This window comes from Micromonospora sp. NPDC049275, from assembly GCF_043197115.1.
GTDB lineage: Bacteria > Actinomycetota > Actinomycetes > Mycobacteriales > Micromonosporaceae > Micromonospora.
Genome location: NZ_JBICSN010000001.1, coordinates 852,535 through 878,531 on the forward strand (window position 1 = coordinate 852,535; position 25,997 = coordinate 878,531).

At 71.1% G+C, this 25,997-nt stretch carries 20 protein-coding genes, 1 tRNA gene and 1 riboswitch; of the genes, 9 read left to right on the forward strand and 12 right to left on the reverse strand.

Annotated elements, in window-relative coordinates; translation table 11 throughout:
- Positions 1-50: 50 nt before the first annotated feature.
- Positions 51-1,835 (reverse strand): cell wall-binding repeat-containing protein, encoded by a 1,785-nt coding sequence (locus ACGFIE_RS04040; protein ID WP_393290751.1) that lies wholly within the window; start codon positions 1,833-1,835, stop codon positions 51-53.
- 465 nt (positions 1,836-2,300) lie between these two features.
- Between ACGFIE_RS04040 and ACGFIE_RS04045 the strand changes: the two genes are divergently transcribed.
- Together ACGFIE_RS04045 and ACGFIE_RS04050 are read left to right on the forward strand one after the other, a co-directional pair.
- Positions 2,301-4,199: a cell wall-binding repeat-containing protein gene (locus ACGFIE_RS04045; protein ID WP_393290754.1), complete on the forward strand. Its 1,899-nt coding sequence runs from the start codon at positions 2,301-2,303 to the stop codon at positions 4,197-4,199.
- Positions 4,200-4,548: 349 nt separating this feature from the next.
- Entirely contained in the window at positions 4,549-5,364 is an 816-nt protein-coding gene (locus ACGFIE_RS04050; protein WP_393290756.1) for a cellulose binding domain-containing protein, read from the forward strand.
- A 198-nt stretch (positions 5,365-5,562) separates the two neighbouring features.
- Here the strand turns inward: ACGFIE_RS04050 and ACGFIE_RS04055 are convergent.
- A tRNA-Gly gene (locus tag ACGFIE_RS04055) sits at positions 5,563-5,636 on the reverse strand.
- A gap of 245 nt (positions 5,637-5,881) precedes the next feature.
- Between ACGFIE_RS04055 and ACGFIE_RS04060 the strand changes: the two genes are divergently transcribed.
- Positions 5,882-6,865: a zinc metalloprotease gene (locus ACGFIE_RS04060; RefSeq protein ID WP_393290758.1), complete on the forward strand. Its 984-nt coding sequence runs from the start codon at positions 5,882-5,884 to the stop codon at positions 6,863-6,865.
- 77 nt (positions 6,866-6,942) lie between these two features.
- Here the strand turns inward: ACGFIE_RS04060 and ACGFIE_RS04065 are convergent, their stop codons facing one another.
- The gene (locus ACGFIE_RS04065; protein WP_363680974.1) at positions 6,943-7,500 is read right to left on the reverse strand and encodes a pyridoxamine 5'-phosphate oxidase family protein; all 558 of its coding nucleotides are present in this window, start codon (positions 7,498-7,500) and stop codon (positions 6,943-6,945) included.
- A 77-nt stretch (positions 7,501-7,577) separates the two neighbouring features.
- Between ACGFIE_RS04065 and dcd the strand changes: the two genes are divergently transcribed.
- Positions 7,578-8,156: a dCTP deaminase gene (dcd, locus tag ACGFIE_RS04070; protein WP_363680972.1), complete on the forward strand. Its 579-nt coding sequence runs from the start codon at positions 7,578-7,580 to the stop codon at positions 8,154-8,156.
- Positions 8,157-8,215: 59 nt separating this feature from the next.
- On the opposite strand, the gene ACGFIE_RS04075 is transcribed toward dcd, so the two are convergent.
- Positions 8,216-9,193, reverse strand: a complete 978-nt coding sequence (locus ACGFIE_RS04075; RefSeq protein ID WP_393290760.1) for an NlpC/P60 family protein — start codon at positions 9,191-9,193, stop codon at positions 8,216-8,218.
- Positions 9,194-9,269: 76 nt separating this feature from the next.
- Positions 9,270-9,406, reverse strand: a riboswitch (cyclic di-AMP (ydaO/yuaA leader).
- A 232-nt stretch (positions 9,407-9,638) separates the two neighbouring features.
- Between ACGFIE_RS04075 and ACGFIE_RS04080 the strand changes: the two genes are divergently transcribed.
- Positions 9,639-11,615, forward strand: a complete 1,977-nt coding sequence (locus ACGFIE_RS04080; protein WP_393290763.1) for an N-acetylmuramoyl-L-alanine amidase — start codon at positions 9,639-9,641, stop codon at positions 11,613-11,615.
- Between the two features lie 68 nt (positions 11,616-11,683).
- Here the strand turns inward: ACGFIE_RS04080 and ACGFIE_RS04085 are convergent, their stop codons facing one another.
- The 5 genes from ACGFIE_RS04085 to ACGFIE_RS04105 form a co-directional block, all read right to left on the reverse strand.
- A complete protein-coding gene (locus ACGFIE_RS04085; protein ID WP_393290766.1) occupies positions 11,684-12,697 on the reverse strand; it encodes an NlpC/P60 family protein in 1,014 nt (337 codons plus the stop codon).
- A gap of 167 nt (positions 12,698-12,864) precedes the next feature.
- On the reverse strand, positions 12,865-13,866 hold the full coding sequence (locus ACGFIE_RS04090; protein WP_393290768.1) for a hemolysin family protein: 1,002 nt from the start codon (positions 13,864-13,866) through the stop codon (positions 12,865-12,867).
- Entirely contained in the window at positions 13,859-15,184 is a 1,326-nt protein-coding gene (locus ACGFIE_RS04095) for a hemolysin family protein (protein ID WP_393290770.1), read from the reverse strand. Before ACGFIE_RS04095 ends, ACGFIE_RS04090 begins: the two co-directional genes overlap by 8 nt.
- Positions 15,185-15,314: 130 nt before the next feature.
- A complete protein-coding gene (locus ACGFIE_RS04100; protein WP_363680960.1) occupies positions 15,315-17,513 on the reverse strand; it encodes a (Fe-S)-binding protein in 2,199 nt (732 codons plus the stop codon).
- Positions 17,514-17,824: 311 nt separating this feature from the next.
- On the reverse strand, positions 17,825-18,088 hold the full coding sequence (locus ACGFIE_RS04105) for a cell division protein CrgA (protein ID WP_007454145.1): 264 nt from the start codon (positions 18,086-18,088) through the stop codon (positions 17,825-17,827).
- A gap of 222 nt (positions 18,089-18,310) precedes the next feature.
- Between ACGFIE_RS04105 and ACGFIE_RS04110 the strand changes: the two genes are divergently transcribed.
- The 4 genes from ACGFIE_RS04110 to ACGFIE_RS04125 all read left to right on the forward strand — a co-directional run bounded on the left by ACGFIE_RS04110 (position 18,311) and on the right by ACGFIE_RS04125 (position 22,032).
- Positions 18,311-19,114 (forward strand): DUF881 domain-containing protein, encoded by an 804-nt coding sequence (locus tag ACGFIE_RS04110; RefSeq protein ID WP_393290772.1) that lies wholly within the window; start codon positions 18,311-18,313, stop codon positions 19,112-19,114.
- 1,157 nt (positions 19,115-20,271) lie between these two features.
- Positions 20,272-21,090, forward strand: a complete 819-nt coding sequence (locus tag ACGFIE_RS04115) for a class E sortase (protein WP_393290774.1) — start codon at positions 20,272-20,274, stop codon at positions 21,088-21,090.
- A 4-nt stretch (positions 21,091-21,094) separates the two neighbouring features.
- On the forward strand, positions 21,095-21,379 hold the full coding sequence (locus ACGFIE_RS04120; RefSeq protein WP_363680950.1) for a hypothetical protein: 285 nt from the start codon (positions 21,095-21,097) through the stop codon (positions 21,377-21,379).
- Positions 21,380-21,381: 2 nt separating this feature from the next.
- Positions 21,382-22,032, forward strand: coding sequence for an aminodeoxychorismate/anthranilate synthase component II (locus ACGFIE_RS04125; protein ID WP_363680948.1), 651 nt, complete (start codon positions 21,382-21,384; stop codon positions 22,030-22,032).
- Between the two features lie 18 nt (positions 22,033-22,050).
- On the opposite strand, the gene ACGFIE_RS04130 is transcribed toward ACGFIE_RS04125, so the two are convergent.
- The 3 genes from ACGFIE_RS04130 to ACGFIE_RS04140 form a co-directional block, all read right to left on the reverse strand.
- Positions 22,051-22,671, reverse strand: coding sequence for a vancomycin high temperature exclusion protein (locus tag ACGFIE_RS04130; RefSeq protein WP_393290776.1), 621 nt, complete (start codon positions 22,669-22,671; stop codon positions 22,051-22,053).
- Positions 22,672-22,763: 92 nt separating this feature from the next.
- A complete protein-coding gene (gene pknB / locus ACGFIE_RS04135; RefSeq protein WP_393290778.1) occupies positions 22,764-24,584 on the reverse strand; it encodes a Stk1 family PASTA domain-containing Ser/Thr kinase in 1,821 nt (606 codons plus the stop codon).
- Positions 24,581-25,996, reverse strand: coding sequence for a protein kinase (locus tag ACGFIE_RS04140; protein WP_393290780.1), 1,416 nt, complete (start codon positions 25,994-25,996; stop codon positions 24,581-24,583). The genes pknB and ACGFIE_RS04140 overlap by 4 nt, the downstream gene beginning before the upstream one ends.
- Between the last annotated feature and the right edge of the window lies 1 nt (position 25,997).

The following is a 25,997-nucleotide window of genomic DNA, read 5'->3' on the forward strand; positions in this document are numbered from 1 at the left end:
GCTCGGACGGGTTCGTCCGAGCAGGGGCTGTGTCGTTTTCGCTCTGCGGACTAGCGCCCGATGTTGGTGGGGTTACTCAACGAAGTCGCCCCGAGCGGCCCACCGAGCCAGGCCCCGATCTGCGTCTGCTGCGACGTGCTCACCACCGCGGACGAGCCGAAGACCAACCCGGTGTGCACCGACCCGCTGGATTCCTTGAGCAACGAGGCCCCGTGGGTCGCGAGGGTGACGTCGTTGCCCGGGGTGAGCATCAACGGGCCACCGAGCACGCCCATCAGCGCGCCGCCGGTCAACGCGTCCGGCCAGTTGGTTCCGGTGGCGAAGCCCGTGTACCGCTGGCCCTCGAAGAATTCCAGGGCGACGTCTTGTGCCGTCTCGTACCGGCTCTCGCCCCAGACGCCACGAACGTACGGACCGACCGGGTCGTAGGCGTAGGCCGCTGCCCCGCCCTGCTTCCCGATGCCGTACAGCATTCGTTGGTCCCTCGGCTGCGAGTCGAGGAACGCCTTCGTCACCGGAGGAATCACCTCGTCGCGGGTGAGCAACACCACGGCGGACTCGTAGCGCTCGAAGTCCGCGTTGGTGGCACCGGCGGCGGCACCAGCGGCCAGAGCGTCCGGGAAGTTCATCCCCGTGGCCAGCAGCACCTGATCCGGTCTCGGATCGATCGCCTTCGCGATCTCCACGGACGTCGCGAAGCGATCCGGGCCGGCGAGCCGCTGCACGGCGTAACCCATGGCCCGGACCTCGTTTTCGACCGCCGTCGACAGCGCCCCGGTGCTACCCAACAGGTAGACCGTGCTGTGTCCGGGCACCAGGATCCGCTGCATCTCCGCCTTGGTCGTCGCCTCCAGCCGAGCCGAAGGCGTCAACAACAGCGGGCCGCCCTTCGCCGCCGCCAGTGCCGTGCCACTCAGCGCGTCGGCGTAGGTGTCCGACCGCGTGAGAACCGCCGCGAACGCCCCACCATCGCCCCACCGCGCCCGGGACACCGCCACCGCCGTCTCGAACCGGCTCGCGCCGGACACCCGCGCGACCCGCTCCTTGCGCTGCGGCTGGTAAGCCGGCACACCGTTCAGACCCGGCACCGCCGACGGCGCGGCCGTACCGTCCACCAAGGCCGTGTACACCGGCCACGCACCCGTCGAGGTAACCCTGCTGAACGCCAACGAGGTGCCGTTCGGCGACCAGGTGGGGTTGTCGTACTGGACGTCGGCGGGGGTGATGGTCACCTCGTTGTCACCGGCGAGATCGGACACGACGATCCGGCCGGCGCGAACGAAGGCCACTCGGGAACCGTCCGGCGAGATCGACGGATTGGACCCATTTTCGTCGACGAGTCTCCAGCGCTCGAACCCCTCCTGGGCGCCGTCGTACAGCATGACGGCCGGCTGGCCGGTCGGCAGACCCGAACCGTTGTCGTCCTGACGCTGGAACGCCACCAGCTGGCCGGGGCCGCCATCCGGATTCAGATAGTGCTTCCCGTCCTTGGGCGAGAGCCAACTGTTGCCCAGCAGCCCTCCGACCCGCTCAGTCGCCACCCGCCAGGGCGAGCTGGCGGAGTTCTTCTCCGACCACGCGACAGCGCTACCGTCGGCCCACCAGGTCGGGCTGCCGCGTCGAACCCCGTCATCCGGCGGCGAGTTGACCGTGTAGCGGATCGCGCCGTCGTTGAACCGGATGCGTTTGATGCCCGCCTGCTGGTCGAGGTAGACCGCCTGGCTGCCATCCGGGGACCAGGCGGCGTCCGTGATGGTGTCCGGCGAGCTGAGGGAGGTCCGCGACGGATCCCCGTGGAACGTGATGGCGGTGCCGCCGTTACTGCTGGTCAGCACGCCGCCCGAGCCAGGGAGGCTGGCTGTCGCAGGTGTACCGCCGGACAGCAGAACGGTCGTGGTGATTGCGAGGGCCGACGCCGCAGCGACCGGACCCCGAATCAAGGATCGAGGCACGTGGAGACTCCTTGCTGGGAAGCGTGCTCACTCCGTGCGTCGCTGCTTCCGACGAGGGCGGCACACGCGAGACTCTATAGTCGACGATCGACTTCCTGGTCTCCATGATCGACAGTGCGCCGGTTACCACCGGCAGGCCGGGTTGTCACCAGCATCGGCTCCACGATGTGGACCGCTCCCGACTCGGCTTCGCACGCACGGACCCTCCTCCGGCCGGCCCGACGGCACGCCCCAGGGCGGGCTGCCGAGACTGGTCCTGAGGCCGTATCGTGCACCTGCCGCCGCGCCGCAGATGTGATCGTCCGCCTGGGCCCGGCTGTCCCATCTACCTCCTCCGAGGGGATCCCCTTGCCTCGACCCCAGCTCCGACGGCCGCTCGCCGCGACGATGGCGCCGGTTCTCGCCACCGTTGCCGTGGCGTTCGCCGTCACTCCGACTCCGGCCACCGCCTCCACCGGCCTCATCGGCAACCCCTTCGCGCCTACGGCCAGCAACGGCAGCAGTTCCATCACCTTCGCCGACGGTCGGATCCTGACCAACTCCGCCGGAGAGAAGATCAACTACGCCTCCTGGTCTCCCGACGGCAGCCGCGCCGCCTTCGTCAACCAGAAAGGCGCGATCCTCACCCTGCGCTACGACGATCCGGACGATGTCCACACGGCGGTCTGGCCCGAGACCGACACCCAACGCCGTGACCCGCAGTGGATCGGGCGTACCGATGAGCTGGTCTGGGCGGCCAAGCCGCTGGGCCGCCCCTGGCGGCTGGAGCACACCCGAAACCTGAACGGCATCGAGACCGACGCCATCAGCCCCGACGACGGCCGGAACTACACGAACCCGGACAGCGACAACGCCGGTACCGTCGTCGCCCAACGTCAGCAGAGTGACGGCAGCGGCAAGCCGGCAGGCGTCCCGGAAATCGGGGTGATCACCTCCCAGCGCTTCGAGGAGATCGCGGCCAACGCCAGCAACCCGACCATCTCGCCCGACGGACGCAAGGTGGCGTTCGTCCGCGACGGCCACCTCTGGAACATCGACCTTCACAGCGGGCTCGAGAACCGCGTCACGCCGGACGGCGCCAGCTACGACAATCCCCACTTCGCGCCGGGCGGCGACTTCGTGATGGCCAACCAGCGCGTGGAGGGGTCCGCCAGCTCGTCCGTGGTGAGGGTCTACGCCATCGGGGGAATGCAGGACAAGGTCTACCCCCTCGACGGGCTCAGCGGCGTGCCGGCGTACCAGCCGCAACTCCTGGACCGCACGGTGCGGGTCGCCGGCCAGGACCGGTTCGGCACCGCGGTGGCCGCATCCCAATCGCACTGGGGGAAGTACGACGACCCGGCCGACGTCCGACCGCGGGCCGGCGCCGTCGTGCTGTCGCGTTCGGACACGTACGCCGACGCGCTCGGCGGCTCCGCGCTCGCCGCGGCCAAGAAGGGGCCGCTGCTGCTGACCCCGCCCACCGCGCTCCAGCCGCAGACCGCCGACGAGATCCGCCGGGTGCTCCCGGACGGCGGCACCGTCTACCTGCTCGGCAGCGAGGGTGCGCTGTCCAACACCGTGCGCACCGCCGTCGAGCGTCTCGGCTTCAGGGTCGTCCGGCTGGCCGGCGCCGACCGCTTCGCCACCTCGATCGCGATCGCCAACGCCATCGACCCGACCCCGGAGGAGGTCCTCGTCGCGACCGGCATGAACTTCCCCGACGCGCTGGCCGCCGGGGCCGCGGCCGGATCGCGCAACCGGCCTGGCACCGACACTTCCGCTGTGGTGGTGCTGACCAACGACGAGAAGCTGTCATCGGACACCAAGGCCTACCTCGATGCCCGGGCCGCCGGGGGCAGCCAGCTCATCGCGGTCGGCAAGCAGGCAGCCGCTGCGGTCGACCCGTACCTGACAATCAACTTCGCCGGCCGGGACCGGTTCGAGACCGCCCTCTCCGTCAACGTGCAGTTCTTCGGCAGGGGCGGCACCGTCGGCTTGGCCACCGGGATGGACTGGCCGGACGCGCTCGCCGGCGGCGCCCTGATGGCGACCCTGAACGGCCCTCTCATGCTGACCGTCGGCACCCAGGACACGCTGCACCCGAAGGCGAAGGAGTACGCCGACCTGCTCAGCGGCGCGGTTGACACCGCCGTCGTCTTCGGCTCGGCGGGCGTGGTCAGCGAGCCGCAGGCGGTCGAGCTCGGCAGGTGGATCGGCGGCCCGATGGGCAGCTCGATGGCCACCAACGGGACCTACTTGAAGTAGCGGCATCCCGCGAACGATCGGAAGGGCCCGGCGAATTCGCCGGGCCCTTTCCTCTCTCGGGCTCCGGCCGACGGCGCGAAGGGCAGCGCGCTGGCGTTCATGGGGACGACGTGGCCCACCGGCCAGTTCGACGGTTGTCAATGAGCACGGACCACATGTCACGGCGAGGCAAGATAACGCCCGAACCCGTCCTGGCCGAGGGGGCCGGTCGGGAGGTCACGGCGGTCTCCGGCGGCGAGCCGGTGCGACGCATGATGGAGACGCCCGCCGATCCGGTCAATTGACAGACGTCGATTATCGCGGTCGACTGGCGAGGCCCGCATCCCCCGGCTCACCCAGGAGGACCCTCTTGCGTACGCTCCTGACCCTCGCCGCGGCCGCCGTCTGCGCCGCCGGTGCACTGGCCGTCCCCGCAGCGGCGGCGCAGGCCGATCCGGCCGGCACCGCCCCGACCGGCGCGACCGTCCCGGCCGACGCCTGCGCCAGTACCGTCCAGATCCAGTCGCTCACCTTCAACCCGCCCCGGGTGGTTGCGGGCCAGGTCGTCAGGGCCACGGCCGTCGGGCAGAACTGCACCGCCCAACAGCAACAGGTCTCCACGGCGATCTACGGCCGGTTCGTCGGCTCCACCCCCGGCATCCCCACCGGTTGCCCGGCCCTCCCCTCGCTGCCCGGCTGGACGGTCACCGTCGATCCGGGCGCGACCTTCAGCTGGCAGGAGGGTTACCACGTGCCCTCCGGCTGTACGGCCACCGGTCTGCAGGTCACGGTCTGGGTAGAGGACGACGCCACCGGCGGCGAGCTCACCCAGACCGCCACGGTGCCGATCGACCCGCCGCCGGCGGCACCCTGCACCGTGAGCTACCGCACCGGGAGCGAGTGGCCGGGAGGCTTCACCGCCCAGATCACCATCAAGAACACCAGCACCGTGCCGGTCAACGGTTGGACGCTCGGCTTCACCTTCCCCGGTGACCAGCACATCGACCAGTCCTGGTCCGCCACCGCCCAGCAGAGCGGTGTCACCGTCACGGCCCGGAACGCCAGCTACAACCCCCTGGTGGCGCCGGGCGCCTCGGTGGTCTTCGGCGTCCTGGGCACCTGGCAGGCCAGCGACGCGGTGCCGACCGCGTTCACGCTCAACAACGTCAGCTGCGCCGCCGGGTAGCCCGCGCACCGGACCGCAGCACATGAGTGGCTATGTGGGCGGGGCACCCGAGGCGTTCGTGTTCACCGGCGAGAGCCGACGGAACCTTGGCGGCCCGAGGCGAGCTAATGGCCCACTAATGGCCCAGCCCTGTTTCGGCATGACCTAGAAACGCGGAAGCCCTGGCGGGACATGAGTCCTGACCAGGGCTTCCGTACGTGGAGCGGGTGACGGGAATCGAACCCGCACTGTCAGCTTGGGAAGCTGATGTTCTGCCATTGAACTACACCCGCAGGCGGCACCACTGTACCTGAGGCACCGGGCCGGTGCACCCAGGTACCCCCGCGCACCCGTCCCCCACCCGCCGAGGCCGGGAGATGACGGCAGGTCGCCTCCGCACCACCTGCAGACACGAAAAAGTCTCCGCGCGGCAACATGTGTCCGTTCTCAAATGCGTCGATGGGTTGTAACGTCTGCCACACGTTCCCAGCCACGGCGTGACACACCCCCTGCCGCGCCGCCAGAAAGAGGTGGGCCCATGGGACTCCGTCCCAACCTGCTGACCCGGCGTGCCGCCGGTGTCGCATCGACGACCCTCGCGCTGCTGCTGAGCACCGCTGCGGTGGGCGTCGTTCCGGCTGCTTCGGCCTTCTCCGCGGCGCCTGGTGGCGCCTGCGCGGAGCCGACCGACAGCCACACCAACGCCCGGGTGAGGCCGGGCGCGGCGAGCACCCACGAGCCCAACGAGCTGACCGCGAAGCAGGTCCGCGAACGCGAGGCCGACCTCGCGACGGCGCTGCGCGAGCGCGCCAACTTCCGCGCCGGCGCAGGCGCCACGACGCTTGCCACCGTTACCATCCCGGTGGTGGTGCACGTGATCCAGCGGGACAGCACCAGGGCCGGCGGCAACATCCCGGACTCGCTGATCACCTCGCAGATCAGCGTGCTCAACCAGGCCTACGCGGGCGGGACCGGTGGCGCGGCCACCGCCTTCTCCTTCCGACTTGACAAGATCAACCGGGTGACGAACCCGTCCTGGTACCCGATCGTCGACGGCTCGTCGGCGGAGCGCTCGATGAAGTCGTCGCTGCGGGTGGGCGGCAAGAGCACCCTCAACATCTACCTCGGTGAGCTGAGCGACGACCTGCTGGGCTGGGCGACCTTCCCGCAGCGCAAGCTCAGCAGCATGGACGGCGTGGTCGTGCTCAACGAGTCTCTCCCGGGGGGCGCCGCCACCAACTACAACCAGGGCGACACCGGCACCCACGAGATCGGGCACTGGCTGAACCTCTACCACACGTTCCAGGGTGGCTGCGGCGGCTCGGGTGACAGTGTGGGTGACACCCCGGCCGAGGCGTCACCGGCCTACGAGTGCCCGACCGGGCGGAACACCTGCTCGGCGGCCGGCCTGGACCCGATCACCAACTTCATGGACTACACCTACGACTCGTGCATGTACCAGTTCACCCCGGGGCAGGCGAGCCGCATGCTGACCGCGTGGAACGCGTACCGCGCGGCGTAGCTTCCCCCGCGTACACCCGGTGCCGGCTCCGTCACGACGGAGCCGGCACCGGCGTTTTTACCGGATCGGGCCCGCGGTCAGGCGGCCGTGCACTGGACGTCACGGCTGCGTCGGGTCGGGCGCGTCTGCGGTACGGAGAGAGGCGCGGCCGGTGCCGGCGGGGATTGCGGATCCAGCCAGACCCGCACTGCCGGGCGGCCCGGAGTGACACCCGGAACGCCTGTGATGTGCTGCTCGCGACGGGTCAACATCGCCACGTCGACTGTGAACTCGAACAACCGCCAGTCGACCTGCGGCTCGGCCCGGGCACTCTGCGCCAACCGGGCCACCCGGCCCGGGTCGGCGACCGGCCAGGCGTGGCCCGCCACGTACGCCTCGTCGTCGCTCTCCTCCGAAGGGAAGGAGTGCAGCGCGTAGCGGCCGTCCCGTTCGAGGTCACGGCGCTTCGGCGAGTCGATGATGAAGCAGAAGAGACCCTCGTCGGTGATGACCGGGGAGACCGGGTGGACCCGGGGCCCGCCGTCGGCGCGGACCGTGGCCAGATAGCCGAAGCCCGGCCCGTACTGCTGCAGGAGAACGCGGATCCCGTCGGCGAGGCGGGGCTCGTCGGCGGCGAATTCGGACCAGGAAGCCATGCCGGCATTCTATCGAACAAATGTACGAGGAGCGACCTCAACACGCTGGTCACCGCGGCCCTCGCTATGGTGGTCCGATGCTGCTCTCCGACCGTGACCTGGTCTCCGAGATCAAGACCGGCACGCTGGGCCTGGAGCCGTTCGAGCCCACCCTGGTCCAACCGTCCAGCATCGACGTCCGACTCGACCGGCTGTTCCGGGTCTTCAACAACCATCTCTACACCCACATCGACCCGGCCATGCAGCAGGACGACCTGACCTCGGTGGTCGAGGTGCCCGACGGCGAGCCGTTCGTGCTGCATCCGGGGGAGTTCGTGCTCGCCTCGACACTGGAGGTGATCTCGCTCGGCGACCAGCTCGCCGGCCGGCTGGAGGGGAAGAGCTCACTGGGCCGCCTCGGCCTGCTCACCCACTCCACCGCGGGGTTCATCGACCCGGGCTTCTCCGGCCACGTGACGCTGGAGCTGTCCAACGTGGCGAACCTGCCGATCACCCTCTGGCCGGGCATGAAGATCGGCCAGCTCTGCATCTTCCGGCTCTCCTCGCCGGCCGAGCACCCGTACGGCTCGGTGGTCTACGGCTCGCGGTACCAGGGTCAGCGGGGGCCGACGCCGAGCCGCTCCTGGCAGAACTGGCGTGCCTGGCCGACGCGCTAGGAGACGACGAGGGCCCGCCGCGTTGAGATCGCGACGGGCCCTGCTGCGTCCGGCGTCGGTCAGCCGGGACGGCCGTAGCTGTGGATCGGCCCGTCGTCGACCTTCTTCATCTTGACGGGCTGACCGGCCTGGGAGGCGTGCACCACCCAGCCGCCGCCGACGTACATGCCGACGTGGTGGATGTCGCTGTAGTAGAAGACCAGATCACCGGCGCGCAGATCGCCCCTGCTGACGTTCTTGGTCACCCGGCTCTGCGCTGCGGCGTTGTGCGGCAGCGACACGCCGGCCTTCGCCCACGCGGCGAGCATCAGCCCGGAACAGTCGTACGAGTTCGGACCCTCGGCACCCCACACGTACGGCTTGCCGATCTGGGCGCAGGCGAACTTGACAGCCGTGCCCGCGGCGCCGCCGGGGTAGCTGGCCGGGCAGGGCGCCGGACGCAGCGAACCGCCGCCGCCGTTGCCGTACACCTTGAGGCGCAGCTTCTGCAGCCTGTCGATCTCGTCGTTGATCTGCTTCTTCTTCGCCGCCAACTGCGCTTCGGTCCGGGTCAGCTGGACCACCATCTCGTCGAGCGGCGCCTTCTGCCGGGCCAGCTCGTCGCGGAGGTCGGCGACCTGCCGGACGTCCTCCTGCTGGTTGTGGGCGAACCGGTCGAGCATCTCGAGCTGCCCGACCACCTCGCTGGGCGACCGGCTGCCGAGCATCGTGTTGACAGTCGACAGGTTCTCGCCCATGTACGCCCGCACGGCCAGCGCGCTGACCTTGGTCATCGCGGCGTCGACCTGGCGTTCCAGGGGCGTGATGCGAGCGGCGAGCGTGTCGGCCTGCTTGCGCTTCACGGCCAGGTCCGCGCGGGTGGCGTTGTGCCGTTCGATGACCGGTTCGAGCTTGTTCCAGTCGGCGTCGATCTGGCGCTCGATCTCGGCGACGGACGGGTCCGCGTGCGCCGCCGTGGCGCTGCCGGTGAGGACGACGGCGACGCCGATCACTGCGGCAAGGGCTGTGGTGAAGCGGGACCAGCGTGGACGCGGCATGGTCGACGTCGGGTTGGCCGAAGCCGACCGTTCGGACGACGGCCGCGGGGCATGGAGGGCCACCGGGGTTCCGTACTCCTTCTTCCTGACCGCCTACCGGGTTAGCTGACGGGTTCGGGCGGGAAGTTGGCGCCCTACCGCATTGGCTGCGGATTCACCCCGGGGGAACCTGGGTCCCCGGCTCGCTCGCAAGCGACTCGGCGGTGTCGGTCCGTTACCGCCCGGATGGGCAGACCTGCTACCGGGCCGACAAATGACCAGAGTAGAGACGGCCGTTACCGATCCGCAACCCGTACGGCCGTGACACTCCGTACCGATTGGAGGGGATCACCGAGCGTACATGAAGGTTTCTTTCTGCACGCTTTGATAGATAGAAAGGTATTGACGCGGACTCCCGGCCGGCGCGAAGGTGACCAGACCGATACCAGCAAATCTAGGGGGTTCGATGGAAAGTCCAACCCTGTCCGCCGGCCGGCGCGCGCTGCTCGTCGTCGCGGTGGTCACCGCAACGACAGCCGTACCGCTGAGCGCCGGTCCCGCCTCCGCAGCGCCGGCCGCCGACCGTCAACAGCAGTACGTCGCCGCGTCGACCGAGTACGGGGTGCCGACCGCCGTATTGCTCGGCGTCTCCTACCTGGAGTCCCGCTGGGACAGCAACGCCGGCACCCCGAGCACCAGCGGCGGCTACGGGCCCATGCACCTGACCGACGCCCGCCACGTGGCCGCCCTACCCGCGCGCGGCCACCACGACGCCGGCACCGAGGATCCGCGCGGCGACGATTCACGTGCCGTCCGGGCACCCGCACCGGCTACCGATCCCGCGCCGCCCAGCGCCGCGTTGCAGACCGTCGACGCCGCCGCCGCGCTGACCGGCGCCGCCCCCGAGGCGCTGCGCACCGACGCCACGACCAACATCCGGGGAGGGGCGGCGCTGCTGGCCGCGTACCAACGGGAGGTGGGCGCCCCGGTCGGCGCCGGCACCGACCCGGCCACCTGGTACGGCGCGGTGGCCCGCTACGCCGGCGCGGACAGCGCCGACGCCGCGGCGGCCTTCGCCGACGAGGTCTTCACCACCATCGGCGCGGGCGAGACCCGCGTGACCGACGACGGCCAGCGGGTCACGCTGCCGGCCCGCGCGGTACGACCCGAGCGTTCCTGGCTGGACCGGCTGGGCCTGCGACGACTCGCCCGCCCGGACGGCCTGGAATGCCCCCGGACCGTGTCCTGTGAGTGGATCCCCGCCCCCTACGAGGCGTTCGGCGACGGCGACTACGGCAACCACGACCTCTCCGACCGGCCCGCCCGGCAGAAGATCGAGTACATAGTCATCCACGACACCGAGGCGAGTTGGGCGACCACCCTGCAACTCGTCCAGGACCCGACGTACGTGAGCTGGCACTACTCGCTGCGCTCGGTGGACGGGCACATCGCCCAGCACGTCAAGACCAAGGACGTCGCCTGGCACGCCGGCAACTGGTACGTCAACGCGAAGTCGATCGGGCTGGAGCACGAGGGCTTCGCCGCGCAGGGCACCTGGTACACCGAGGCGATGTACCGGACCTCGTCGAAGCTCGTCCGGCACCTGGCGCTGCGGTACGGCATCCCGCTGGACCGCCAGCACATCATCGGCCACGACAACGTGCCCGGCACCATCGCGTCGACAGTGCGCGGGATGCACTGGGACCCGGGCCCCTACTGGGACTGGACGCACTACTTCGACCTGCTGCACGCGCCGCGCCTGGACACCGGCACCCCGGCCACCGGGCTGGTCCGGATCGACCCCGACTACGCGACCAACCAACCGGCGTTCACCGGATGCGTGACAGCCGGAACGCCGTGTGCGCCGCGCGGCTCCTCGTCGGTGGTGCTGCACACCGCGCCGTCCGAGGACGCGCCGCTGGTGAACGACATCGCGCTGCGCCCGGACGGCACCCCGAACACGATGGACGTGTCGGACCACGGCGCCCGGGCCTCCGCCGGCCAGACGTACGCCCTGGCCGGGCGGCAGGGCGACTGGACGGCCATCTGGTACCTCGGGCAACGGGCCTGGTTCCACAACCCGGCGTCCGCGCCGACCGCCACCTGGACCGTCGGCGTGGTGGCCACCCCGAAGGCCGGCCGGGCCACCATCCCGGTGTACGGGCGGGCGTACCCGGAGCAGGCGGCCTACCCGACAGGCGTTCCCTACCAGGCGATCTCGCCGCTGCAGTACACGCTGGCCGCCGGGCAGCGCTACGCCGTCGGCGCGGTGCTGGGCGGCGAGTACTACCGGGCCAGCACGTTCGACGGCTCCTCGCCCGGCGACTGGACGGTGATCCGGGGCAAGAACCGGTACGCGCAGATCCAGTTCGGCCACCGCATCATGTACGTCGACCTCGCCGACGTGCAGTTGCTGCCGTCCCCGGTGGGCGCGCCCCGCTGAGAGACGCCTCGCCGAGAGACGACGACGGCCCCCGGGTGACCGGGGGCCGTCGTGGTGCGCGAGGTGGATCAGCCGGGTCTGCGGAACCCGGCGACGGGCATGGTGTTGATGCTGGACACCTGCACCGGTTTGCCGGCACGTGGCGCGTGCACCATCTGGTTGTTACCCAGATACAGCCCCACATGACTCAGGCCGGAGAAGAAGAAGACCAGGTCACCGGGACGGGCGTCGGCGCGCGAGACCGCCTTGCCCTCGTTCCACTGGTCACCGGTGTGGTGGGTGAGGTAGATCCCGGCCGACTTGTAGGCGTACTGGGTCAGCCCCGAGCAGTCGAACGAGTTCGGGCCGGTGGCGCCCCAGACGTACGGATCGCCTACCTGCTGGCACGCGGTCTTGATCGCCTTCTGGGCGGCCACGGCGAGCACACCGTTGATGGTCGGACAGCCGACGGTCTTGACAGTGGTCTTGGGCATCGACGCCTCGAGCTTCTTGATCTCGGCGTCGATCTGCTTCTTCTTGGCCGCCAGCTCGTTCTGCTGCTTCGTCTGCGTGGTGATCAGCGCGTCCAGCTTCTGCTTCTCGCGGTCGTACTTGGCCCGCACGGCCAGGACGCCCGCGACCTGCTTGCGCTCCTGCGCGGCCAGCCGGTCGAGGAGGGTGAGCTGCTCGGTGAGCGTGTCCGGCTTGGCGCTGACCAGCAGCGCGCCGATCTCCTGCGACGGGCCCGACATGTAGTAGCGGGAGGCGAGGTCACCGACCCGGCTGAGCGCCAGTTCGCTCTGCAGTGCCAGCGGCTCGATCTTCTTCTGCAGCGCGGACGACTTGCTCCGGTTGACCTTCAGCTGCGCCCGCACCTTGTTGTACTGCTCGATGGTGGGCTCCAACTGCTCCCACTTCTTGTCGATCTGGGCCTCGATCTCGTCGACCGTGGGCTCGGCCTGCGCCGGCACGGCGAGCATTCCGGCACCTACCGCGGCGGCGGCGACCAGTACGAGCAGACGGTGGGCGACCCGGCGCAGACCGCCCGGCCGAGCGGACAGTCCCGGGGCGTGACGATGAGGGGGCATGGTTGCCACCGGCACCGACTCCTTTGCAACCGACCGCCGGGCGCCTCGCGTGAGGGAAGGGCCGAGGCAGACGACCCACAGCGGTCGGTGCCCCACATTAGGGAAGCGCCGCACCGGAATCAAGGCGAGCCGAGTCACCATCACTGTGGCGCAACCGCTTGCACACCAAGGGTGCTGGTTGATTAGCCAACGATTGCGGTCAATACATCATCGAGCGTGACCACACCGAGCGGACGCCGACCATCGCTGACCAGCACCATGTGTCGCCGTTCCCGGCGCATCGCCAGCAGCAGATCGGCAAGCGTACGATCCGGCGGCACCACCGCCAGCGGCCGGTAAACCTGCGCCGGCACCGGTGCCCGGCGACCCTGCCCGGCGTAACCGAGCACGTCCTTCACGTGCACGAAGCCCAGGACACGCCGGGTGGACCGCTGCACCACCGGGAACCGGGACCGGCCGGTCCTGGTCGCCAGCACCTCCAGCGACGCCGGAGAGACGTCCTCGGCAACCGTGACCACCGTCGACCACGGCTGCAACGCGTCCGCCGCGGTCCGGGTGTGCAGGGCCAGGGCGCCGGTGATCCGGGCGTGCTCCTCGGCGTCGAGCAGCCCCTCGGTACGCGCCTGCGACACCAGCCCGGCCAACTCCTCGGCGGTGAACACCGTCTTCACGGCCTCGGTCGCCTCGATCCGCCAGAACGCCAGCACCCGGCGCGCCGCCCACTTCATGGCCAGCAGCAGCGGTTTGGTGGCCACGCAGAACGCCAGCATGGCCGGGCCCAGCCAGAGAGCGGAGACCTCCGGACCGGCAAGCGTGATGTTCTTCGGCACCATCTCGCCGACCACCGTGTGCAGGAAGACGACGACACCGAGCGCGAGTACGAACGCCACCGGGTGCACCGCACGCTCGGGCAGGCCGACGGCGTGGAACGGCGACTCCAGCAGATGAGCCAGCGCCGGCTCGGCGATCGCGCCGAGGCCCAGCGAGCAGACCGTGATGCCGAGCTGCGCGCCGGCGATCATCAGCGGGATCTGGTTCATCGCCGACAGCGCCCAGCGGGCCCGCTTGGAGCCGGCCGCCAGCGGCTCGATCACGGTCCGCCGGGACGCGATCAGCGCGAACTCACTGCCCACGAAGAACCCGTTGCCGAGGAGCAGCAGCACGGTCACCAGCAGCTCAGTCATCGGTGTCCGGCTCCGCCGGGCGCAACACCCGGACCTGCTCGATCCGGTGCCGCTCCACCTCGACCACAGTGAACTCCCAGCCGTCCGCGTCGACCGTCTCGCCGGCCAGCGGAATGTGCCCGAGCCGCGCCAGCAGGAACCCGGCCAACGTCTCGTACGGCCCCTCGGGCAGCCGGAAGCCGGTCTGCTCGGCCAACTCGTCGGAGCGCAGCACCCCGTCGACGAGCACCGTACGCTCCCCGCCCGGCACGGTCAGCTCGATCGGCCCGGCGTCGTCCACACTGGCCGGATCGAACTCGTCGGCGATCTCTCCGACCAACTCCTCGACGAGGTCCTCGATCGTCACCACGCCGTCCGTGCCGCCGTACTCGTCGACCACGATGGCCAGGTCCGCCCCGGCCGCCTTCAACGCCGCCAGCACGCCGTCCAGGTCCAGGCTCTCCGGCACGTACACCGGCTCCCGGGCCACCGAGGCGACCATTGTCGACGCCCGCGCCGCCAACGGCACGCCCAGCGCGTCCGGCACGCCTGCCACACCGGTGACCAGGTCCAGGGTCTCCTCGTACACCGGGAAGCGGGTCCGGCCGGTCCGCCGAGACTCTTCGAGCAGCTCGGCCACCGTGGCGGTGGCGCGCAGCGCGACCACGTCGACCCGCGGCGTCATCGCCTCGGCCGCCCGTTTGTCGCCGAAGCGGATGGTGCGGCGCAGCAGCATCGCCGTGTCGCTGGGCAGCGCGCCCGCACGGGCCGAGATGGCCGCCAGCAGGCCCAGCTCCTCCGGTGAGCGGGCGCTGGCCAGCTCCTCCTGCGGCTCCACGCCGAGCGCCCGGACCAGCCGGTTCGCCGAGCCGTTCAGGCCCCGGATCACCCAGCCGAACGTCCGGGAGAAGGTGTGCATCGGCCCGGCGGTGGCCAGCGCGGCGGGCATCGGCTGGGCCAGCGCCGCGTTCTTGGGCACCAGCTCACCGAACAGCATGGAGATGAGTGTGGCCAGGGCCAGCGCCAGGAAAGGGGTGAACCGCTCGGTGTTCTCCCCGGCCAGCGGGCGCAGCAGCGGAGTGAAGATCCGGGCCAGGGCCGGCTCGGCCAGGTAGCCGGTGAGCAGCGCGGTGATGGTGATCCCGAGCTGCGCCCCGGAGAGTTGGAAGGACAGCTCACGCAGCGCGGTGCGGACCTTCAGGGCGGCTTCGTCGCCGGCGGCGGCCCGACGGTCGATCTCCGCCCGATCGACCGTGACCAGGGCGAACTCGGCCGCGACGAAGAACGCGTTGCCGGCGGTCAGCGCAACGAAGCCGACCAGTGGCAGCAGCGTGGTCAAGAGCAGGCCGTCGATATCGCCTCACCTCGGCGCGATTGTGCCACGCCGGGTCCGCGAGGGCCGGGGCGGTCGGGCACGGCGGCGGCACCCCGTGGGCGCCGCCGCCGTCCGATGATTTTCGGGGTACGCCTCAGCCGGCGACCGGCGCGGACTCCTTGTCGCCCCGCGGCTGATCCGGCTTCACCGAGCGGAGCAGCACGCTCGCCACGTCGATCACCTCGACCTGCTCGCCGGCGCCCTTGCCGTTGACCCCGTCGTTGAGCATCGTCGAGCAGAACGGGCAGCCGACGGCGACCGTCTTCGCCCCGGTGGCCATGGCCTCCTCGACCCGGTCCACGTTGATCCGCTTGCCGATCTTCTCCTCCATCCACATCCGGGCGCCGCCGGCGCCGCAGCAGAAGGAGCGCTCGCTGTTGCGCGGCATCTCGGTGATCTCGCCCTCGATCGCGTCGCCGAGGACCTCACGAGGGGCGGCGAAGACCCGGTTGTGCCGGCCCAGGTAGCAGGGGTCGTGGTACGTCACGCCACCGTCGACGGGCTGCACCGGCGTGAGCTTGCCCGTGGACACCAGGTGGGCCAGCAGCTGGGTGTGGTGGACGACCTCGAACTCGCCGCCAAGCTGGCCGTACTCGTTGCCCAGCGTGTTGAAGCAGTGCGGGCAGGTTGCCACGATCTTGCGCTTGGCCTTCTCCCGGCCCTCGAACGCCTCGTTCAGCGTCTCCACGTTCTGCTGGGCCAGCATCTGGAAGACGAACTCGTTGCCGATCCGTCGCGCCGGGTCACCGGAGCAGGTCTCACCCTCGCCCAGGATCGCGAAGCTCACCCCGGCCTCGTTGAGCAGGGTGGCCACCGCACGGGTGGTCTTCTTGGCCCGATCCTCGAACGCGCCGGCGCAGCCGACCCAGAACAGGTACTCGAAGTCGTCGACCTCACCCACCCGGGGCACCTCGAAGTCCAGGCCCTTGGTCCAGTCCTCGCGGGTGTTCTGCGGGGCGCCCCACGGGTTGCCCTTGTTCTCCAGGTTGCGCAGCATCACGCCGGCCTCGGAGGGGAAGCTCGACTCGATCAGCACCTGGTAGCGCCGCATGTCGACGATGTGGTCGACGTGCTCGATGTCCACCGGGCACTGCTCGACGCAGGCGCCGCAGGTGGTGCAGGACCAGAGCACGTCCGGGTCGATGACGCCGCCCTCCTCGGCCGTCCCGATCAGCGGCTTGTCACCCTCGGCGAGAGACAGCACGTCCAGGTGCGCGAGCTGCGCCTGGGTGGCCTTCTCCTCGCCGGTGAGGTCCTTGCCGCCGCCGGCCAGCAGGTAGGGGGCCTTGGCGTACGCGTGGTCGCGCAGGCTCAGCACGAGCAGCTTGGGCGACAGCGGCTTGCCGGTGTTCCAGGCGGGGCACTGCGACTGGCAGCGACCGCACTCGGTGCAGGTGCTGAAGTCCAGCAGGCCCTTCCAGGTGAACTGCTCGACCTGGGCGACACCGAACTGATCCTTCTCCGGGTCGGCCTCCTCGAAGTCGAGCGGCTTGCCCTGGCTCGTCATCGGCCGCAGGGGGCCCAGACCGGAGCCGGCCGGCTTCTCCGGGTCACGCTTGAAAAAGATGTTGGGAAACGCCAGGAAGCGGTGCCAGGCGACGCCCATTGTGACGTTCAGCGAGATGACGATCAGCCAGGTCATCGAAATAATGATCTTGATGGCGGCGGCGACGCTCACCCCGTCCGCCCAGTCCGGCAGTACCGCGCCGACGGCGTGGCTGACCGGAGTGGCCCAGAACGGGAACTCGAAGTGGTCCGTGGCGACCTTGAAGCCGCGGATCACGAACCCGAAGATCAGGACCAGCAGCACGATCCACTCGACAAAGTAGCCCTGCCACATCGTCGAACCGGTGAACCGGGACCGGCCGCCGGGCCGGGTCGGCCGGTTGCGGAGCCGGATCGCCATCAACACCAGGATGCCGACCAGGCCCAACACCCCGATGATCTCGGTGACCAGGCCGAAGATCGTCCAGTGCCCGATGATCGGCAATCCGCCGTCGGTGGTCGCCACCTCGAAGTACGCCTCGAGCACCAGCAGCGACAGCACGATGAAGCCGACCATCACGAACCAGTGGGCGGCGCCCACCACGCCCCACTTGAGCATCCGGGTGTGGCCGGCGGTCTCCACCAGCATCTTCCTGGTGCGGGCGCCCTTGTCGGCGAACCGCTCCGGAGCGGGTTGCCCCAGCCGGATGACGGCCGTCATCTTCACGACCGCGCGCACCGCCAGCCACACCGCCACGGCGGTGATGCCGGCCGCGAGGATCGTGGTGACGATCTGGACGCTGCCCATCGAGTTGGCCTCCCCGGTCTGCTGCCTGTCGAGCGGTTCAGCAACCGGGACCGGGGCAGGACGGAGCCAGCGTCGCACCGCTGCCACACCTGCGACCGGACCGGTCGATGACCTCGCTCCGCTCGGTCATGCAGTGCAGCCTACGCGCAAGGTTACCCAGCAGTAACGTGAGTCATCTCGCAGTAGGCCACGCTGCCTGCGGACACCATAGGGTGCCCGGCCCGGTCCTGCCGGGCAGGGGCGTGGTGGGTGACCTGGATCCTTCGGTGTGGGGGCGCCGGCTCACAGGTGTGACGGCGCCCGGACCAGGCTCAGCGCCAGCGGGAGAGCAGCACCAGCGACGCGACCATCGCGCCGAAGCCGACCGCCAGGTTCCAGTACTGCCACGAGGCGACCGGGTACTCCTGCTCGGAGAGGTAGTAGACGACCAGCCAGCCGATGCCCGCGACGATCAGGGCAACCGCGGTGATCGGCAACCACACCGGGCTAGGCTTGCGCGACGCCGCCGTCGTCGTCGGACGGACGTCCGTCGGCGGGGTGTACACCTTCTTCTTGCGGACCTGAGACTTGGGCACGGCGCTCTCCAGAGGGGGTGACGACCTCGTCCGGCCTGACAACCGGACGCGGAGGCGACGGTTCATGGCCAATAATGTTCGACAGCTAGCGTAGTCCCGAACGGCCGCCTGGACCACGAATGGGGTCAGGCAGGTACATGGAGTGACCGAAAAGGGCGGGACTGTTCGCATCACCGGCCCGGCCGGCACGCGCCAGTCCCCGACACGCGGAAGGAACGCTCGGTGGAGTACACATCCGGCGCCGCCTCCTGGCAGAAGGTCCTCCGACGGGCCGTCGCCGGGCTGCTGCCCCGGCGGCCGCGCCAACGCCGACCAGGCTGGTCGATCGGGGTGCCCCTGATCGCCGCCGCAGCGGGGTTGCTGTTCACCACCACCGCGACCACGGCCGGCGGCACCGCTCTACGCGAGGACCGGCGGCCCCAGCTCAACCAGCTCATCGAGGAGCGCGAGCAGCAGGTCGCGACGAGCGAGGGCCGCGCTGCCACCCTGCGCGACGAGGTCGAACGACGCACCAACACACTTGCCGACTCGGACGCCCCGATCAAGGCCCAGCAGGCCCGCGCCCAGGGCAGCCTCAAGGCAGCCGGGTTCACCGCCGTCACCGGCACGGCCGTGACCGTCGAACTGAACGACGCGCCCCAGCACGACGACGAGGCCCACTCCGACGCCACGAACGACGACCTGGTCGTACACCAGGGCGACGTGCAGGCGGTGGTCAACGCACTGTGGGCGGGTGGGGCGCAGGCCATGTCAATCATGAACGTCCGTGTGCTCGCAACCAGCGCGGTACGCTGCGTCGGTAACACCCTGCTGCTCCATGGTCGGGTGTACTCCCCACCGTTCAAGATCGTAGCAATCGGCGATCCCGCTGCCCTTCAGCAGGCCCTCGCCAGCTCTGAGGGAGTCCGGTTGTTCAAGGACGCAGTCGACGACTACCAACTCGGCTACAAGGAGTCCGTCTCCACCGTGACCGTTCCGGCCTTCGAGGACTCGACCGCGCTGCGCTCGGCGACGGTGCCCCGGTGAGCGGCCCGGACGAGAGCCGCGACGGGCGGCACCGGGACCAGGCCGACGAACCGACCGCCTTCCTGCCCAAGGTCGACCGACCCGAGCCGACCCCGCAGCCACCCGAGCCGACCTCGCAGCGGCCCGAGGCGACCCCGCAGCGGCCCGAACCGACCCCGCAGCGGCCCGAGGCGACCCCGCAGCGGCCCGAGCCGACTCCGGGTCGGCCCCCGACCGGCAACTGGCCTGAGCCCGTGCTGCCCAGTCGGCCACGGGCGACGCGTCCGGCGGCAGCTCCCGAGCCGCCGAGGGCCGCCGACCCGCCCCCGGCCGACCGCTCTGCCCCGTCGCAGGTGGGCCGTCCCGGCCCTGGCCCGCGCACCGATCACCCTGCCCCGCCCAGCGCCGGCCGGCCCGACCCGCAGCGCGCTCCACAGCAGCCGAGCCCGGCAGCTCCACAGCAGCCGAGCCCGGCAGCTCCACAGCACCCGAGCCTGGCGGCACCGCCGCCCTGGCCCGGCGCCGCAGCGGCCGGCTCGGCTCCGCACGGCGGGTCCGGCCAGCCCTCCGCCGTCGCTCCTGGCCGACCGACGACGCCCCCCTCGCAGGGGCCGGTCCGGCCGGCCACCCCGGGCAACGACCCCAGGCGTGTCCCGGCTCCCGACGCCGCACCGAACCGGCCGGCGACCGCCAGCGGCCCGCCCGGCGTCCCGACCGGGCCCGGCGGCGCTCCGAGCACCCCTGCACGACCGACGACTCCCGGCGGCCCCACCCGGCCCGCGGCGTCCGGTGCCTCGACCATCCCCGGCACGTCGACCCCGGCCGGCGCCTCGACTACTCCTGGCGCCTCGACCCCGGCCGGCGCCTCGACCACCCCCCGCGCCTCGACCCCGGCCGGCGCCTCGACCACCCCCCGCGCCTCGACCCCGACCGGCGCCTCGACCACCCCCCGCACCTCGACCCCGGCCGGCGGCGATGCCCCGACCGCGTTCATACCGAAGGTTGGTGGGGCCGCACGCCCGGCCAGCGCGTCGGGCAGCCCGGTCTCGCCAGCCGGTCCGGGCCGGCCGGACGACCCGAATGCCACCGCGCTCATCCCCGCCGTACCGTCCGGGCCGGCACCCCGACCTCCGGCCATGGACTCCACGGCGCTGATGGGCGCCGTTCCCCGTACGGCAATGCCTGACGAGCCGGGCGGCGCGGACGACGGCGCCGCCGAGCCTCCCCGACCCCGACGGGGCGAGCGGGTGGTCCAGCTCCGGCCGCACCAGACCGGCGAGGGCTACAAGAGCGTCTACTCGGAACTCACCCGCCCGTCATTCGGCTCCCGGCTGCGCGCCGGCGTCCGGGTCACCGGCGAGGTGCTGATCACCTTCGGCCTGGTGGTGCTGCTCTTCGCCGGCTACGAGGTCTGGGGCAAGTCGGCCATCGTCGACGCCCACCAGAACGACCTCAACAGCCAACTCGCCCAGGAGTGGGGTGGCGCGACCGACCCCACGGTCGCCCCGGCGGCCACGCCGAGCGCCAAGCCGTCACCGGCGGTGCACGGCAAGCCGATCGCGGGCCTCTACATCCCCAAGCTCGACAAGAACTGGGTGGTGGTCGAGGGCGTCACCCAGAACGACATCCGGTACGCCCCGGGTCACTACCCGACCAGCGTGCTGCCCGGACAGGTCGGCAACTTCTCCGTCGCCGGCCACCGCAACCGGGCGACCTTCTGGCGGCTGGACGAGCTGAACGACGGCGACGTGATCGTGGTCGAGAGCAAGACCGACTGGTTCGTCTACCGGGTGTCGCAGACCCGGATCGTCAAGCCGACACAGGTCGAGGTGGTGGCCCCGGTGCCCGGCGAACCGGACAAGAGGCCCACGAAGCGGATGCTGACGCTCACCACCTGCAACCCCAAGTGGGACAACTACCAGCGCCTGATCATCCACGCCGAGTTGGACCACACACAGTCCAAATCAGCGGGCCGCCCGATCGAGCTGGGAAACTGATCCGATGTACGCGTTCATCTGGCGCAAGCTCCCATTCGGCCTGGCCGGCAAGCTGGCCGGCTCGGTGCTGCTCGCGGCCGCCACGGTGGCCCTGCTCTGGTACGTGGCCTTCCCGTGGGCCGAGCCGCTGCTGCCGTTCGACGACGTGCAGGTCACCCAGGACTCCGGCGTTCCCGGCGACCCGGGCGGCGGGGACGCGGTGACCGGGGAGACGCCGGCCGGCGACGAGCACGACCTGCCGTACAACACCGACCAGAACAACACCCCGCCGCCCTCCCCGAGCAGGTGACCGTGCGCGTTCTGGTGATCGACAACTACGACTCGTTCGTCTTCAACCTCGTGCAGTACCTGGGCCAGCTCGGTGTGGACTGCGACGTCCGCCGCAACGACGAGATCGACGTCGCCGAGGTCGGCCGGGTGGGCGCTGCGGGCATCCTGCTCTCACCCGGGCCGGGCAGCCCCGACCGCGCCGGCATCTGCCTCGACGTCATCCGGGCGTACGCGGGCGAGCTGCCGATCTTCGGCGTCTGCCTCGGCCACCAGGCCATCGGCGAGGCGTTCGGCGCGACAGTCACCCGGGCCGCCGAGTTGCTGCACGGCAAGACCTCCGAGGTACGCCACCGCTCGGTCGGCGTGCTCGCCGGCCTGCCCGACCCGTTCACCGCCACCCGCTACCACTCGCTCGCCGTGCTTCCCGAGACGCTGCCCGACGAGCTGGAGGTCACCGGCTGGACCGGCTCCGGCGTGGTGATGGCGATGCGACACCGGACGCTGCCCATCGAGGGCGTGCAGTTCCACCCGGAGTCGGTGCTCACTGAGGGCGGCCACCTGATGCTCGCCAACTGGCTGGCCGCGTGCGGTCACCCGGAGGCGCTGGAGCGCGCACCGGCGCTGGCCGCCGAGGTCGACGCCCGCCGCCGGGCCGCCTTCGCCACCGCATAAGCGGCAGCCAGCGACCGGTCAGCTTCTCAGCGCGTCCTGCACTGCGGTGTTCACCGACGACCGGACCGCGGGCGGGCGACCCCGGAGCGCGTCCCACGCGGCCTTGCCGCTGGCGAAGTAGTCGCGGACGGCCTTCCGAGCGAGCAGGCCAGACCCACATCCATCGCACCGGGCGGCCACCCCGTCGACGTCGAGGCCGAGGTGTCGACAGAGCGTCACCGCCCGGGACAGGTGGTAGGACTGCGTCACGACCAGAGCCCGCTCGACGCCGTACACGTCGCGCGCGCGGACGCAACTGTCGTACGTGTCCAGGCCGAACGGGTCCGCCACCACCCGACGCGGATCCACGCCGAGCCTGTCGGTCAGGTGCGAGGTCATCACCGTCGGCTCGTCGCCGGACGTGCCACCTCCGTCGCCGGAGACCAGCACCACCCGCGCCCGCCCGGTACGCACCAGCTCGGCAGCGGTCTCCAGGCGGCCGACCAGCCGTTCACCCGGCTGTCGCCCGTCCCCCGCCACGGCGGTACCCAGGACGATCACCACGTCGGCGGCGGGGGCGTCCGCCTCGCCGTACGTGTGCCCGCGCGCGCCTGTCGTCGTCCACAGCCACGGAACGCTGCTCAGGACAAGCACGACCACGCCCAGCGCAGCTCCCCACCGGAGGCGCCGTCGCCAGCGGGCCGCCCTCGGCCGGCCGACTGACCGAGAGCGCCGCGCCCAGGCGCGGACGACTACTCCTCGGGAAGCCGGATCGGCGGCGGGAAGATCGGCTGGCCGGAGCCACCACCGGTGCCCGGCGTCGTCGGCGTGCCGCTCGGCGTCGGCGTCGGCGTCCCTGGCGGGCTGGGCGTCTCCTCGACCTCCTCCGGCTGGCTCACCTTGATGATCACCTTGGTGCCCTGCGGCTTCTTCTCCTTGCCGTTCGGGCTCTGGTCGGTGACCTTTCCGGCCTGGTCCGCCGGCACCTCGGGGCCGGCCTGGATGCTCACCACGAAGCCAGCGTTGCGCAGGTTGCGCGTGGCCTCGTCCACGCTCAGCCCGACGACCTCCGGCACCTCACGAACGTTGCCCTTCGACACCTCGAGGGTCACCTTCGTGCCCTCGGGCACCTTCTGGCCCGACGGCGGGTTGACCTTGACGACGATGCCCTCGCTCTCCGGGCTGTCAACCGGCTTGACCGTGGCGTCGAGCTTGACCTCCTTGAGGCGAGCGACGGCGCTCTCCTCCTTGCTGCCCTCGAGGCCGGGCGGGACGGCCACGTCGGGCTTGCCGCCGCAGAGCTGGATCGTGACCGTGCTGGCCTGCTTCACGCGAGCGTTCGGCTGAGGGTTCTGGCCCACCACCGTGCCCTCGGCGCAGGTGCTGTTCAGCAGCGGCTCGCCGAGCACCGGGTTGAGGTTTGCTCTGCTGATCTCGGTGAACGCGGCGTCCCGCGTCTGTCCGGCGAGGTCCGGCACCGACTTCAGGTCCTTGTCCCCCTGCTGACTCCACAGCAGGGCGGCCACCAGGGCGATCACCGCCAGCACGCCGACCCCGCTGAACAGGGCGATCAGCAAGGAGGACGCCTTGCGCTGGCGCGGGTCGCCGACCCGGGCCGGAACCTGCCGGGTCTGCGGCCCGGTGGCGGCGGGCGCGTAGCCACCGCCGCCGGCCGGGGCCATCGCCACCGTCTCGGCCTCGCGCAGCACCGGAGTGGCCAGCACCGGTCGACCGGCGGCGGCGCGGAGCAGGTCGGCCCGCATCTCACCGGCGCTCTGGTAGCGGTTGAGCGGGTTCTTCGACAGCGCCTTGAGGACGATCGCGTCGACCGCCGGGGTGACGTCCGGGTTGATGTCGCTCGGCGTCGGCGGAGTCTCCCGTACGTGCTGGTAGGCGACGCTGACCGGGCTGTCCCCGACGAACGGCGGGTGCCCGCAGACCAGCTCGAAGAGCACGCAGCCGGCCGCGTACACGTCGGAGCGGGCGTCCACTGCCTCACCGCGCGCCTGCTCCGGCGACAGGTACTGGGCCGTGCCGATCACCGCGCTGGTCTGCGTCATGGTGGTCGCACCGCTGGCCAGCGCGCGGGCGATGCCGAAGTCCATCACCTTGACCTGGCCGGTCTGGGTGAGCATGACGTTGCCCGGCTTGATGTCCCGGTGGATGATGCCGTGCCGGTGACTGAACTCCAGCGCCGCGCACATGTCGGCGCAGATCTCCAACGCACGGCGGGGCTGCAGGCGGCCCTCGGCGCCGAGGACCTCCTTCAACGTCCGCCCGTTGACGAACTCCATGACGATGAACGGCAGCGTCTCGCCGGTCGGTGCGGTCTCCTCGCCGGTGTCGTAGACCGCCACGATCGCCGGGTGGTTGAGCGAGGCGGCGTTCTGCGCCTCCCGGCGGAACCGCATCTGGAAGGTCGCGTCCCGGGCGAGGTCGGTGCGGAGCATCTTGATCGCGACGTCCCGACCGAGTCGGAGGTCGCGACCGCGGTGCACCTCGGCCATGCCGCCATAGCCGAGCAGCTCGCCGACCTGGTACCTGCCACCGAGCAGGCGGGCCTGCGCTGTCATCGCGTCTGTCGTCCTTCGCTCGTCGTCGTCCCGCCGTCACCCGGCCGGAGTCGTACCTCACGACGGTACGACGTCCGGGTCGCATCGTCGCGTCCGTCGAGCCGCAGCGCGCCGGACGTCACGGTCTGTCCAGCCGGCGTCCCGGCCGCGCCGTTCTGGCTCTGCTTGCGCAGGTTGTAGGAAATCACGCCGGAGCAGAGCAGGACCAGCAAGGCCAGCAGGACGGCGAGGAGCACCATCCCGGGGCGGGACCGGCGCGGCTCGGGCGCCGGCAGCGCCGGGCCGGCCTGCCGGGCGTACGCCGGTTGGTGTTCCTGTCGGGTCTGCGCCGGCGGCACCGAGGCGGCACCGCGCGGGTAGTTGGCCGGGCCGGCCGGCGGCCGCGCGTGCGGTACGGCCGGTGCGACGGCGGTGGGGCGGGGCTGCTGGGCCGGCGCGACAGCGGTCGGGCGCTGCCCGACGGGAGGCTGCCGGTGCGGGGAGCCCGGCGGCCGGAGCTGCTGCGCCTGCGGCACCTGAGCCCGCCCCGGAGCGGCGGGTGAGGACGGCGCGACGGAGACCGGGCCGGAGTGACCACCTGCGCGAGCCTGCTGGGACAGGGCGGCCTTGAGCTGGCGGGCCACCCCGGCGAGGGCGGCGGCGGTCGGCCAGCGGGCGGCCGGATCCTTGGCCAGCGCCCGTTCCACCACTGCCCGGACCTGCGGCGGGATGTCGGACGGCAGCGGCCGGGGCGTCTCCCGGACGTGCCGCATGGCGATGTCGAGCGGGTTGTCGCCCTCGAACGGTCGCCGCCCGGCGAGGCACTGGTAGGCGACCACGCCGAGCGCGTACACGTCGGACGCCGGGGTGGCCACCTGGCCGGTGGCCTGCTCCGGAGAGATGTACGAGGCGGTGCCGAGCACCGAGCCGGCGGCGGTGAGCTGGCCGACGATGTCGGAGCGGGCGATGCCGAAGTCGGTGAGCACCAGCGTGCCGTTCGGCCGGACCAGGAGGTTGCCCGGCTTCACGTCGCGGTGCACGATGCCCTTCTCGTGCGCGGCGTGCAACGCGTCGGCGGCCTGCGCGACAAGCGCCATGGTCCGGGCCGGGGTGAGCCGACCGACCCGGCTCAGCGTGGACGACAGGGCGTCGCCCTCGACGTACTCCATGACCAGGAAGGCGATCTGCTGGTCGTTGCCGAAGTCGTAGACGTCCACGACGCCGGGATGGTTGATCGTCGCCATCGTCCGGGCCTCGCCGCGGAACCGCTCGGCGAAGTCGGGGTCGTCGAGCAGCGCGGGGAGCAGGCTCTTGACCGCTACCGTCCGGCCGAGCACCTGGTCGGTGCCGCGCCAGACGTCGCCCATGCCGCCGCTGGCGATCCGCTCGTCGAGGCGGTAGCGGTTGCCGAGCTGGACGCCGGGGCTGAGCATG

Excerpts from the sequence above, each read along its gene's own strand:
- ACGFIE_RS04115 (WP_393290774.1), top strand. The coding sequence starts at position 20,272 with ATGCCTGACGAGCCGGGCGGCGCGGACGACGGCGCCGCCGAGCCTCCC.
- ACGFIE_RS04060 (WP_393290758.1), top strand. The coding sequence starts at position 5,882 with ATGGGACTCCGTCCCAACCTGCTGACCCGGCGTGCCGCCGGTGTCGCA.
- ACGFIE_RS04075 (WP_393290760.1), bottom strand. The coding sequence starts at position 9,193 with ATGCCGCGTCCACGCTGGTCCCGCTTCACCACAGCCCTTGCCGCAGTG.
- ACGFIE_RS04065 (WP_363680974.1), bottom strand. The coding sequence starts at position 7,500 with ATGGCTTCCTGGTCCGAATTCGCCGCCGACGAGCCCCGCCTCGCCGAC.
- ACGFIE_RS04100 (WP_363680960.1), bottom strand. The coding sequence starts at position 17,513 with ATGGGCAGCGTCCAGATCGTCACCACGATCCTCGCGGCCGGCATCACC.
- ACGFIE_RS04090 (WP_393290768.1), bottom strand. The coding sequence starts at position 13,866 with ATGACTGAGCTGCTGGTGACCGTGCTGCTGCTCCTCGGCAACGGGTTC.
- ACGFIE_RS04120 (WP_363680950.1), top strand. The coding sequence starts at position 21,095 with ATGTACGCGTTCATCTGGCGCAAGCTCCCATTCGGCCTGGCCGGCAAG.
- ACGFIE_RS04080 (WP_393290763.1), top strand. The coding sequence starts at position 9,639 with ATGGAAAGTCCAACCCTGTCCGCCGGCCGGCGCGCGCTGCTCGTCGTC.
- dcd (WP_363680972.1), top strand. The coding sequence starts at position 7,578 with ATGCTGCTCTCCGACCGTGACCTGGTCTCCGAGATCAAGACCGGCACG.
- ACGFIE_RS04140 (WP_393290780.1), bottom strand. The coding sequence starts at position 25,996 with ATGCTCAGCCCCGGCGTCCAGCTCGGCAACCGCTACCGCCTCGACGAG.
- pknB (WP_393290778.1), bottom strand. The coding sequence starts at position 24,584 with ATGACAGCGCAGGCCCGCCTGCTCGGTGGCAGGTACCAGGTCGGCGAG.